General features: G+C 72.8%; 12 protein-coding genes and 1 pseudogene. 5 read left to right on the top strand and 8 right to left on the bottom strand.

The features are described 5' to 3' along the window. Positions 1 to 336: 336 nt before the first annotated feature. Complete coding sequence (locus tag O7600_RS20630) at positions 337 to 1,326, top strand: hypothetical protein (protein ID WP_281589736.1); 990 nt, start codon at positions 337 to 339, stop codon at positions 1,324 to 1,326. Further along, the gene (locus O7600_RS20625; protein WP_281589734.1) at positions 1,326 to 2,261 is read left to right on the top strand and encodes a hypothetical protein; all 936 of its coding nucleotides are present in this window, start codon (positions 1,326 to 1,328) and stop codon (positions 2,259 to 2,261) included. The genes O7600_RS20630 and O7600_RS20625 overlap by 1 nt, the downstream gene beginning before the upstream one ends. 16 nt (positions 2,262 to 2,277) lie before the next feature. Here O7600_RS20625 and O7600_RS20620 read toward each other — a convergent pair whose 3' ends face one another. The 3 genes from O7600_RS20620 to O7600_RS20610 form a co-directional block, all read right to left on the bottom strand. Further along, on the bottom strand, positions 2,278 to 3,129 hold the full coding sequence (locus tag O7600_RS20620) for a menaquinone biosynthesis protein (protein WP_281589732.1): 852 nt from the start codon (positions 3,127 to 3,129) through the stop codon (positions 2,278 to 2,280). 122 nt (positions 3,130 to 3,251) lie between these two features. Beyond that, the gene (locus O7600_RS20615) at positions 3,252 to 4,502 is read right to left on the bottom strand and encodes an MFS transporter (protein WP_281589730.1); all 1,251 of its coding nucleotides are present in this window, start codon (positions 4,500 to 4,502) and stop codon (positions 3,252 to 3,254) included. Positions 4,503 to 4,548: 46 nt separating this feature from the next. Next, positions 4,549 to 5,130: a helix-turn-helix domain-containing protein gene (locus O7600_RS20610; protein ID WP_281589728.1), complete on the bottom strand. Its 582-nt coding sequence runs from the start codon at positions 5,128 to 5,130 to the stop codon at positions 4,549 to 4,551. A 100-nt stretch (positions 5,131 to 5,230) separates the two neighbouring features. Here O7600_RS20610 and O7600_RS20605 point away from each other — a divergent pair. Both O7600_RS20605 and O7600_RS20600 read left to right on the top strand, forming a co-directional pair. Further along, a pseudogene (locus tag O7600_RS20605) lies at positions 5,231 to 5,593 on the top strand (nitrilase-related carbon-nitrogen hydrolase); the annotation flags it as partial. 118 nt (positions 5,594 to 5,711) lie between these two features. Continuing rightward, the gene (locus O7600_RS20600) at positions 5,712 to 5,954 is read left to right on the top strand and encodes a hypothetical protein (RefSeq protein ID WP_281594303.1); all 243 of its coding nucleotides are present in this window, start codon (positions 5,712 to 5,714) and stop codon (positions 5,952 to 5,954) included. 18 nt (positions 5,955 to 5,972) lie between these two features. Here O7600_RS20600 and O7600_RS20595 read toward each other — a convergent pair whose 3' ends face one another. Then, entirely contained in the window at positions 5,973 to 6,293 is a 321-nt protein-coding gene (locus tag O7600_RS20595; RefSeq protein WP_281589726.1) for a helix-turn-helix transcriptional regulator, read from the bottom strand. Next, complete coding sequence (locus O7600_RS20590; RefSeq protein ID WP_281589724.1) at positions 6,290 to 6,535, bottom strand: type II toxin-antitoxin system RelE/ParE family toxin; 246 nt, start codon at positions 6,533 to 6,535, stop codon at positions 6,290 to 6,292. The genes O7600_RS20595 and O7600_RS20590 overlap by 4 nt, the downstream gene beginning before the upstream one ends. Before the next feature lie 303 nt (positions 6,536 to 6,838). On the opposite strand from O7600_RS20590, the gene O7600_RS20585 reads away from it, so the two are divergent. Next, positions 6,839 to 8,812: an AAA family ATPase gene (locus tag O7600_RS20585; RefSeq protein ID WP_281594217.1), complete on the top strand. Its 1,974-nt coding sequence runs from the start codon at positions 6,839 to 6,841 to the stop codon at positions 8,810 to 8,812. Positions 8,813 to 8,955: 143 nt separating this feature from the next. Here the strand turns inward: O7600_RS20585 and O7600_RS20580 are convergent, their stop codons facing one another. The 3 genes from O7600_RS20580 to O7600_RS20570 are packed head-to-tail and all read right to left on the bottom strand — an operon-like array spanning position 8,956 to position 10,849. Beyond that, positions 8,956 to 9,555, bottom strand: a complete 600-nt coding sequence (locus tag O7600_RS20580) for a hypothetical protein (protein ID WP_281589722.1) — start codon at positions 9,553 to 9,555, stop codon at positions 8,956 to 8,958. Between the two features lie 4 nt (positions 9,556 to 9,559). Next, the gene (locus tag O7600_RS20575; protein ID WP_281589720.1) at positions 9,560 to 9,913 is read right to left on the bottom strand and encodes a YbaB/EbfC family nucleoid-associated protein; all 354 of its coding nucleotides are present in this window, start codon (positions 9,911 to 9,913) and stop codon (positions 9,560 to 9,562) included. A gap of 9 nt (positions 9,914 to 9,922) precedes the next feature. Next, a complete protein-coding gene (locus O7600_RS20570; protein ID WP_281589718.1) occupies positions 9,923 to 10,849 on the bottom strand; it encodes a WXG100 family type VII secretion target in 927 nt (308 codons plus the stop codon). Positions 10,850 to 10,856 lie beyond the last annotated feature (7 nt).

The following is a 10,856-nucleotide window of genomic DNA, read 5'->3' as shown; positions in this document are numbered from 1 at the left end:
GAGGGTGTAACAGGATTCCGCGGCCACCTTCGGTGACCAGGCGGACGCCGGCCGTGGTCGCGGCTGACCTGGGAAAATGCCTGTGACGTCGACCACTTGCCGAAGATGAAACCCCCCAAGGGCGGCATAGCGGTTCAATGTCCCGCCCACCCGGCGAGTCGGCGGGCGTCGGAGTCTGGCGTACGGCCGGTCCGGAAGTAGACTTCCCCCGGCACACCGATCGGCTGCCGTTGATCGCCACAGCTCAGGCCACCGTCCCCCGGCCTTGTGGCGACGGGGCCGAAGACATGCGGAAGCGCCGGTCCCCCCGGCCAGACATCTGGAGCTCACCCACTCATGCGACCTCGCGTGACCATGGTGCTCGCCATCGTGGCGGTCCTCATCGGCGGCGTCATGCTGGTCCCCGCCGCGTACGCGAAGCTCTCCGGCGGCGACGGTGGAAGCGGCCTCGGCGGCATCGGCGGCGGCCAGCAGGTCCCGGCGCCGAGCCCGACCGCGCCGCCGCCCCCGACGCTGGCCGACGCCCCGGTCTCGGTGAACTTCAAGGGCGAGTTCTTCTCCTGGGCCCTGATGGACCGCACCACCGGCACGGTCACCGGCGCGCAGAACATGAACCGGACCAGCTCCACCGAGTCGATGCTGAAGACGTGGATCGTCTCGGACTACCTGCGCCAGCTCGGCGACAAGGAGCCGACCGCCGCGTTGAAGAAGGCGGCGAGCCTGGCCATCCGGGACAGCAACGACGACGGCGCGAACATGGTCTACCGGGCGGCCGGCGGGTCCTACAAGCCGCAGCCCGGCAACAAGCTGAACCCGGTGCTCCAGCGCGCCGTCAAGATCTGCGGGCTGACCGACACCCGGGCCGGCACCGTCCCCGACTACCTGGGCTGGTGGAGCTTCACCCAGATGTCCCCTCGGGACGCGGTGCGGCTCGGTGACTGCATCGCCGACGGCAAGGCCGCGGGCCCCAAGTGGACCAAATGGGTGCTCGACGAGATGGCCAACGTCCGGGGCAGCATCAAGAGCCAGCAGGCGAAGTCCGGCGGCGGTAAGTGGGGCATCGTCGACGGACTGCCCGCCTCGATCAAGGCCCAGGGCCCGGTGCACATCAAGAACGGCTGGACCCAGCTCGTCTACGACAACAACTGGCACGTCAACTGCCTGGCGGTCACCGACAAGTGGAGCCTCGCGGTGATGATGCGCTACCCGGGCAGCGCCGGGCTCTCGTACGGCTCGAAGGTGTGCGCGAGCGTGGCGACGCAGCTCGTCACCCCGCAGCCCGGCGCGGCGCTCAAGGTGCCGCAGCAACCCGTCGGGAAGCTCTGATGGCCGGCGCCCGCCGCCGGCCCGGCAGCCACCGCCGGCCGCTGGCGTTCAGCGCCGTGGCCCTGGCCCTGGTCGGCCTGCTGGTCCTCTCGCTGCGGCTGGTGCCCGGCTCGCCGTTGCGGACGACCTCCACCGCACACCCCGACGTGGCCGGCGACCGGTCCACCACCCAGGCCACCGACCGCAACGCCCGACCCCGACCCGCCCCGTCGCCGTCCCTGGAACCGTTGCCGTTCGCGGCCCAGGACCTCGACGACCTCGACCTCAAGGGCTGGTACGCCTGGTCCGTCCTGGACAAGCGGACCGGGAAGATCATCGGCTCGACGAACATGGGCGAGACGAGCACCACCGCGTCGCTGATCAAGGCGTGGGTGGTCGCCGACTACCTGCGCCGCAGCGCCGAGGCGGGCAAGACCCCGAGCGACGCCAAGCTGGCGGACGCCACGAAGATCATCCGGGACAGCGACAACACCCGGGCCCAGGAGTTCTACGAGAGCGTGGGCAGCGCGGCGTCGATCAAACGGCTCATCTCGATGTGCAAGCTGACCGACAGCAAGGTGGCCGCCGACGGCGGCTGGAGCCGGACGCTGCTCTCCCCGCGCGACACCGCGCGGCTCGGACTCTGCATCGACGACGGCCGGGCGGCCGGGCCGAAGTGGACGAAGTGGCTGCTCAACGAGATGCGGCTGGTCCGCGGCGCCGGCGACTTCGGCATCCGCAAGGCGTTCCCCGCCGGCGAGCAGAAGAAGATCGCCATCAAGAACGGCTGGATCGACCGGCAGAAGGAAAAGGAATACCACGTCAACTGCCTGGCGATCGGTGACACCTGGACCATGGGCGTGATGGTCAAGAGCCCGTTCAGCGTCGGCGGGTGGGACTACGGCATGAAGGCCTGCGAGCAGATCACCGAAGCGCTGCTGCGCCCGGCGACCTGACCCGCGCCCCGGGCACTCAGCCCTGGAAGAACTCCGGGCCGTCCGCCGGCAGCGCCGGCACCTCCCCGTACGCGGCCGCCCGGCGGGCGAACTCGCGCAGCCCGGCCACCTGCCGCTCGCCCAGCGAGAAGTCGAGCGTGCGGAAGTAGGTGGCCAGGGTGGCCGCGTCGAACGGCTCCCAGCGGGCCGCCGCCTCGGCGACCTGGTCCAGCTCGGCCAGGCACAGGTCACGCGAACGCAGGAACGCCTCGTGCACCTCCTTGACCAGGCCGGGATGCGCGGCGGCGAACTCCCGCCGCACCGCCCAGACCGCGAACACCATCGGCAGCCCGGTCCAGTCGTGCCAGGCCTGACCCAGGTCGGTCACCGCGAGGCCCTTGCCCGGCGCCTCGTACAGCGCGCGCAGCGCCACGTCGCCGATCAGCACCCCGGCGTCGGCCTCCAGCAGCATCTGGGTCAGGTCCGGCGGGCAGCGGAAGTATTCCGGGCGCACCCCGTGCCGCTCGGCGAGCAGCACCTGGGCCAGCAACACGCCGGTACGCGAGGTGGAGCCCAGCGCCACCCGGGCGCCGTCCAGCTCACCCAGCGGCTTCGTGGACACCACGTTGACCGAGAGCACCGGGCCGTCGCTGCCCACCGCCAGGTCGGGCAGGAGCAGCAGATCGTCGGCGTGCTTCAGGAACTCCACCAGCGTGATCGGGCCGATGTCGAGGTCGCCCGCGACCAGGTCGGCGCTGAGCCGGTCCGGCGAGTCCTTGTGCAGGTCGACGTCGAGCAGCGCGCCGGACCGCATCAGACCCCAGTAGATGGGCAGGCAGTTCAGGAACTGGATGTGCCCCACCCGGGGGCGGGCGATGCGGTCGGCCATGACCCGACCGTATCCCCGCCGCCCCCGGCCCGCCCCACGGGCCGGCCGGTAAGTGGCCCATCCCGCACCAGGGGGAAGGAGGGGCCCCCTCTTAACGCATTCGGTAGAGGAGGGGACCCCGGTTAACCGCCCACCCCCGCCGGGGACGGCGCGGCGGCGGGGGTGGCGGCGCGGTCGGCGCGTACCGCCCGGCGGACCGGTGCGGCGAGCCCGACGACCACCAGCAGACCGACCACCCCGCAGCCGGCGACCAGCGGCCGGGGCCCGGCCACCTCCAGGAGCAGGCCGCCGGCCAGGAAGCCGCCCATCCCGGCGCCCTGCACCGCCCCGCCGAAGACCGCGAACGCCCGACCCCGGGCCTCCTCGGGCACCCGGCGCGCCAGCAGCAACTGGTCGAAGACGTTGTTGCCCCCGTTGGCCACGCCGCCCAGCAGCCAGACCGGCACGAGCAGCCACGCCACCGGCACCGCCGCCGAGACGAGCACCGCCAGGCAGCAGCCGCCGAGCAGCACCAGCCCGGCCCCGAGCAGCGCGCCGTCGTCGGCGAGCCGCCGGGCGACCCGGGCGAACACCCAGGCGCCGACCACGATGCCCAGCGTCCAGGCGCCGGTGACCAGCCCGTACACGGTGGTGGAGCTGTCCAGTGTCTCCCGGATGAAGAAGACCTCGATCACGTTGATCGCCCCGACCGCGCCGACCACCGCGGCGACGCTGCCGACCATCACCATCAGCAGCGGGTCGCGACGCAGCCGCCACGCGGGCGTGACCGCCGTCGCGGCCCCGGCCGCCGTCGACCCACGCCCACCCCGACGGGTACGGATGAGCAACCCGGCCACCACCAGGGCGAGGTAGGTGCCCGCGTCGACGAGCAGCGGCACCCGGGTGCCGAACTGGCCGACGAGGAGCCCGGCCAGCGCGGGCCCGGCGAGCGCGCCCAGGGTGCCGGCGGTCTGGTTGAGCGCGCCGGCCCGGGGCAGGTCCGCGGGTCGGACCATCACCGGCACCAGCGCGGCGAGCACCGGCTGGGTGACCGCGAGCCCGGTGGCGAGCAGCGCCACCAGCGCGATGACCAGGACCGGGTCCCGCGCGTACGCGAGCGCCACGCAGATCCCCGCCTGGACGAGGCCGGCGGTGACCAGCAGGACCCGGCTGTCCACCCGGTCGGCGAGGCGACCGGTCAGCGGGGCGAGCGCGACCAGCGGCAGGGTCGCGGCGAGCAGCAGCCCCGAGACGGCCAGGCCACCGGCGCCGGCGGACTGGAGCGCGAGCGTGAGCGCGGTGGCCGCGAGGAAGTCACCGCAGCTGGAGACGCCTCGGGCGACGGTGGCGAGCCAGACGTCGGACCAGCGCGAGCCGCCAGATGTGAAGGACATACTTCGAAAATATTCCTTCACAACTGCCGCGCGCAAGACCCCTGGCTCAGTCGATCGGCATCGCCCGATACTGCATCGCGACCTTGCGGACCCCCGGCGGCGGATCGGTCCGGGCCCGCTGCCGATAGGGCGCGATCAGCGCCTGAACCGCCTGGTTGACCTCGACCAGTTCCTCGGCGGTCAGCAGCAGCACGCTGTCGCTGAGCCAGGTCGCCTCGTACCACTCGCGCGGCTCGTCCGGCGCGCGGCGCAGCCAGTCCCGGACCCGCTGGGCGTCCCGCACCAGGTGCGCCTCGACCAGCGCCGCCTCCGCCGCCCGGGTGTCCGGGTCGGCGTCCGGCCCCGCGTCGACCGAGTACGACGCGTTGACGGCCTCCCACACCCGCTCCCGCGCGTCGCCTCGACCCGGCGCCTCCCGGACCAGGCCGAACTTCGCCAGCTCGCGCAGGTGGTAGCTGGTCGCGCTCGGCGACAGGCCGGCGATCTCGGCGCACTCCGTCGCGGTCGCACCGCCCTCCACCGCGCTGAGGTGTTCCACGATCGCCATACGGGCCGGGTGAGCGAGCGCCCGCATCACCTGCGGGTCGCTGATCGTCACCCGGCGCCGCTCCGGCCGCGCTTCCGTCATGCCTCCATGATTGCCGCCCGCACGTCCCCGCCGACATTCGGGGACGGCGCGTCGGCACAGCGCACCTAGGCTCACCGATCACCGTCGAAAGGCACCGATCATGCGGACGTCCATCGTCATCGGCCAGGTCACCACCGGTTGGGACCTCGCCCGCAGCCTCACCGGCATCGCCCGGGTCGTGGCCGCCGCCCGACCCGGCGACATCGTGCTCCTGCCCGAGGGTGCACTCTCCGGGTACGCCCCGGACCTCTCCCCCCTGGCGGATCTCGACCTCGACGCTCTCGAACGGGGCATCTCCCGGCTGGCGGCACTCGCCCGGCAGCACGCCGTCCACCTCTTCTGCGGCTCGCTGCTGCACGAGGACGGCGCGTGGTGGAACACCGCCCTCTACTTCGCGCCGGACGGTGGGCGGTGGACCTACCGGAAGATCAACCTGGCGATGAACGAGCGGGACGTCCTGCGGGCCGGCGACGAACTGCCCACGCTCACGCTCACCCTGCCCGGGGGAAGGCTGGGAGTCGGCGTGACTCTGCCGGGAGATCCGCTACCCCGAGCAGTGGCAGTACCTGGCGCGCGCCGGGGTGGGCGCGTTCGTCTTCGCCGTGAACGTCGCCGACCCGGCACAGCACTGCCCCAGCATGGTGGTGTCGCCGCGAGGCGAGGCGCTCGGCGAACTCGCCCCGGGACGAGTCGGCATCCTGCGCGTCACCGCCGACCTGACCCAGGTCAACGACTGGAGCATCGGCCAGCAGCGCCGGGACGTCGTCGACCTGGTCTATCGACCGCCGTACGGGCCGGACGGGCGGGCATCCGCGCATCGCTGACCGCCGCAGGGCAGGGCATCAGGCCACCTTGAGCTGCTCGTCACCGAAGTCAGCGATCAGCTTGAGGGTGCCACCAAGCGCGGCGACGTAACGTGCCAGCACCTCCTGGGTCGCCACGTTGCCCGACTCGATCTGGGAAACCCGGGCGACTGACACGCCCATCCGCGACGCGACCTGCTCCTGCGTCATCTCCCGCCGCTTCCGCAGCTCGGCGAGACGCCAGCCGCGAGCATGATCCAGCATCTCCCCCACCGCGGCCTCGAACGCACGTTCGCCGCCGGCCGTGTCCACCGCCCGGTCCAGGTGGGCGGTATCGCGCCACCGCTTGACCTCGCTCATCTGGCCTCCTCCTTCCGCTCCTTGAGGTATCTGTCGTAGAGCTGCTCAGCCTCCGGCACGGCGTTCCGGTACCACCGCGCCCACTGACCCGATTTGTCGCCGGCCACCAGCAGGACCGCCGAACGCCACGGGTCGAAGACGAACAGGATCCTGATCTCGGTGCGACCGGCGGAGGGTGGTCTCAGCTCTTTCAGGTTGCTGAGCCGGGAGGCCGTGACTGCCCGGTCATGAGGACCTCCCACTCCATCTCTTCACCACCTCCAACTTAAGCATATTGTTAATAGGGCGGAAGGTCACAGACGACGCGGTCCGCCAGCCGTAAATCGGTGGCGCCGGCGGCTGGGGCACCGTAACGTGGACGGCCGCCCGACGGCCGCGGTGAGCACGCACCGCAGCGGACGTCCCCGCGCCGGGAGCAGGCCAACCGCCCCGGACACGCGAGCGAGCATCATGTTGAGCCCTGGGAGTTCACAGTGCCCGCAACAGAACTGGACGACAGCACGACTCTCGACGCCGATCTTGCCGCCGAGCGCGCCCACCTGGACATGTCCCGCGCGGCGCTGGGCCGGATGCGGGAACGCGCCGAGGCGCTCTTCGCCACCGGCGACAAGGTGGCCGGCGACGCGTACACCGCCGAGCAGCTCGGCCGGCACATGGCCCGCCGGGTCAAGGAACTGGCCGACGACCCCACCACCCCGCTCTTCTTCGGGCGGCTCGACTTCGGCGAGGCGGACCCGGACCACGCCGGGCGGGACTACCACGTCGGGCGGCGGCACGTCACCGACGAGCGGGGCGAGCCGCTGGTGCTGGACTGGCGGGCCCCGGTCTCCCGGTCGTTCTACCGGGCCAGCGCCCGCGACCCGCAGGGTGTCGCGGTGCGTCGCCGGTTCGGGTTCAGCGCCGGCCTGCTCACCAGCTTCGAGGACGAGCACCTGGACCGGGGCGAGGAACTCGGCACCGCCAGCCGGATCCTCACCGCCGAGATCGAGCGCCCCCGCGTCGGCCCGATGCGGGACATCGTCGCCACCATCCAGCCCGAACAGGACGAGCTCGTCCGGGCCGACCTGGCCGACTCGATCTGCGTCCAGGGCGCGCCGGGCACCGGCAAGACGGCGGTCGGACTGCACCGCGCCGCGTACCTGCTCTATCTGCACCGGGATCGGCTGCGCCGGTCCGGCGTGCTGATCGTCGGGCCGAACCGGGCGTTCCTGTCGTACATCGCGTCGGTGCTGCCCGCGCTCGGCGAGGTCGAGGTCGAGCAGGCCACGGTCGAGGACCTGGTCGCCCGCGTGCCGGTCCGCGCGGTCGACGACCCGGCCGCCGCTACGCTCAAGCACGACGTGCGGATGGCCGAGGTGCTGCGCCGCGCCGTCGACGCCCACATCGGTACGCCGACCGAGCCGATCATGGTCTCGGACGGCTCGTTCCGGTGGCGGATCGGGCTCGACCCGCTGCACCGGCTGGTCGCCGAGACGCGGCAGGAGGGGCTGCCCTACGCCGTCGGCCGGGAGCGCGTCCGGGCCCGGGTGGTGGGACTGCTGCAACGCCAAGCCGAGGCCCGCCGGGCGGAGTCGCCGAGCGACGCCTGGCTGCGCCGGATGAGCCGGATCAAGCCGGTCACCGACCTGCTCGACGCGGTCTGGCCGGCGCTCACCCCGGAGGGGCTGCTGCACCGGCTGCGCACCGACGCCGACGCGCTCGCCGCCGCCGCCGACGGCCTGCTCACCGCCGAGGAGCAGGAGCTGTTCCGCTCCGGGAAGGTGGCGCGGACCGCGAAAGCGACCCGGTGGACCGCCGCCGACGCGGTGCTCGTCGACGAGGTGGCCGGGCTGCTGGAGCGGCCCGCCGGCTTCGGGCACGTGGTGGTCGACGAGGCGCAGGACCTCTCCCCGATGCAGTGCCGGGCCATCGCCCGGCGCAGCGAGCACGGCTCGATCACACTCCTCGGCGACCTGGCCCAGGGCACCGCGCCGTGGGCGGCGACCGACTGGCGGGAGTCCCTGGCCCACCTGGGCAAGCCGGACGCCGCGGTGGTGCCGCTGAGCGTCGGCTTCCGGGTGCCGGCCGCCGTGGTGGCGTTCGCGAACCGGCTGCTGCCCGCGCTCGCCGTCGACGTACCGCCGGCCCGGTCGCTGCGCCACGACGGCGCGCTCGACGTGCGTACCGCCGAGGACCTGACGGCCGCGACGGTGGCCGAGGTGCGGGCGGCGCTCGCGCACGACGGCTCGGTCGGTGTGATCGCCGCCGACGACACGGTCGACCGGCTTCGCACGGCCCTCGCCGAGGCGGGCGTCGAGACCGCGACCGCCGACGACGTTGAGGCCGCGGCGCGCGTCACCGTGGTCCCGGCGACGCTGGTCAAGGGCCTGGAGTACGACCACGTCGTGGTCGTCGAGCCGGCCGCCATCGTGGCCGCCGAGCCGCGCGGCCTGCACCGCCTCTACGTGGTGCTGACCCGGGCCGTCTCCGGGCTGGCGGTGCTGCACCGCGAGCCGCTGCCCGCGCCGCTGGTCGGCTGAGTCGCCTGACGTCGGTCACCCGCGCCCGTGGCTGCCGACCGGCGTCGCTCAGCCCGACCGGCGTCGCTCAGCCCGACCGGCATCGGTCAGCCGACCGGCGTCCGCCGGCCCGACGGGCGTCGGGCGACCGCGTCCCGGAGCGGTCAGGCCGACAGCGCGGCGGCGATCCCGCGCAGCGGGCGACCCGACTCCGCGATCGGCACGGTGAACGACAGCCAGGATCCGTCGGCGAAATCGATCCGCAGCCGCTTCGGGTTGAGCCGGTGCCAGCCCACCCGGGCGGAGGCGACCTGCGACCGCGCGGCCGACCACGCCACCTCGGTCTCGGCCAGTGCCCGCTCCTCGGCATCGCGCCCGCCGAGCACCGCCACCGGGCCGGTGCGGCAGACCAGCAGCCGCCGGTCGGTGACCGCGAGCAGGGTCTCCCGGACCGCGCCGTCCGGGCGGGGCGGATTGATCGCCCGGTGCAGGCGGGATGCGGCCGAGCCGGCGGCGCCGCGACCGGCGATCCCCCAGCCGACGAGGTCGACCAGGCGGTCACCACGGTCCCAGGTGGCCAGTGGCAGGAGGACGTTGAGCAGCACGGACCCGATGGTCCGCCGACCAGCCCCGGTGGTGGGCGACGGCTCCGGCGGCGGTGGCGGGGTCAGCCCTCCGCCGACGTCGGCCTTGGCGTGGGCCAGCACGTGCTCGCCCGGCTCGACGAGCCGGTCGATCCGCTCGCGGTATCTGGTCTCGTCCATCGGCTCAGTATCGGTCGTGGCCGTAGCCGTCGTCGGTGCGGCGCTCCGCGGCCGGTGCGTTGCCCATCACCTCGCCGACGATCTCGCGCACCCGCGCGGCGGCGGCCTCCTGCGCGTGGTTCGCCGCGGCGGTGAACTCCTCGGCCAGCGTGTAGGAGTCGAAGCGCATGGCCCGCGCGTTGATCTCGGTGGAGAGGATCCTGCCGTCGGCGGCGGCCACGACGGTGACCAGGCCGGAGTCGCTCACGCCCTCGGCACTGCTCTGCTCCAGCTCGGCCATCCGCGCGCCGAGCTCACGCTGCCACCCGTCCAGGTTGCGGGCCAGCGCCTCGATCCGGTCCAGGGCCGGGAACGTCATGGCTGCCTCTCAGTTCACGATCGAGTCGAACACGTTCTGCACGCCCTTGGTGTACGGGCCGAGGTCCTCGCGGTAGGTGCCGTCCACCAGGTAGTTGCGGTCCTTGTGGCCGTCGGAGACGTCGTGCAGGCCCACCCCGGTGTCGAGCAGCGCGCCGCCGATTCCCGGGATGTTCACCGGGGACGCCTGGTTGATCGCGAACTTGCCCGGGAACAGGATGGCGGTGCGCTTCATCTTGAACGCGAACGCCTCCTTCGTGTAGCCGGACTTGTTCCACGCCTTGTACGCCTTCTTGGCCTTGCGCAGCTCCATCACCAGCTTGCGGTAGCGGGTGAGCAGCTCGGCGACCTTCTCCAGCTTGGTGACCAGCTTGGTGAGGATCTCCGCGAATCGGGCCACGATCTTGACCATGCGACCGACGGTGGTGGCCAGCCGGGCCAGCACCCGGACGACGGTGGCGGCCAGCGTCACGCCGGCGCTCAGCGCCGCCGCCACCGCGGCGATGATGACCTCGGTGAGGAACCAGAGCAGGAACTCGAGGATCAGCTCGACCAGCAGGTTGAACGCGTCGACCGCCGCGTTCGCGGCGTCGACCAGCACCTCCTTGGTGCCGTCCACCCCCTTGGCCAGCTCCTCGATCGCCTGCTCGACGGACTCCATCGAGGCGTGGAACTTCTCCGCCGCGTCGCCGTCCCAGGCGCCGCGCAGGCGGGCCCGGTCGGCGACCTGGTCACCCGCGATCTGCCGGACCGCCTCGCCGGTGGTCAGCGCCAGCTGTGCCGCCCGCATCAGGTCGTCCGGCTCTCCGGCGACCAGCTCCAGCAGCTGCTCGAACGGCCAGAGCACCGCGTTGGAGAGCGGCTTGAACGGGTCGGGTGTGCCCGACACGATCTGCTCGAAGTAGGTCTTGTTGCGCTGGAGCGCCTCGGTGCTCATCGAGGCC

Source organism: Micromonospora sp. WMMA1998, from assembly GCF_027497375.1.
Taxonomy (GTDB): Bacteria; Actinomycetota; Actinomycetes; order Mycobacteriales; family Micromonosporaceae; genus Micromonospora; species Micromonospora sediminicola.
The sequence above is the reverse complement of the archived record's forward strand: the minus strand, read 5'-3'. Positions and strand labels throughout refer to the sequence as shown.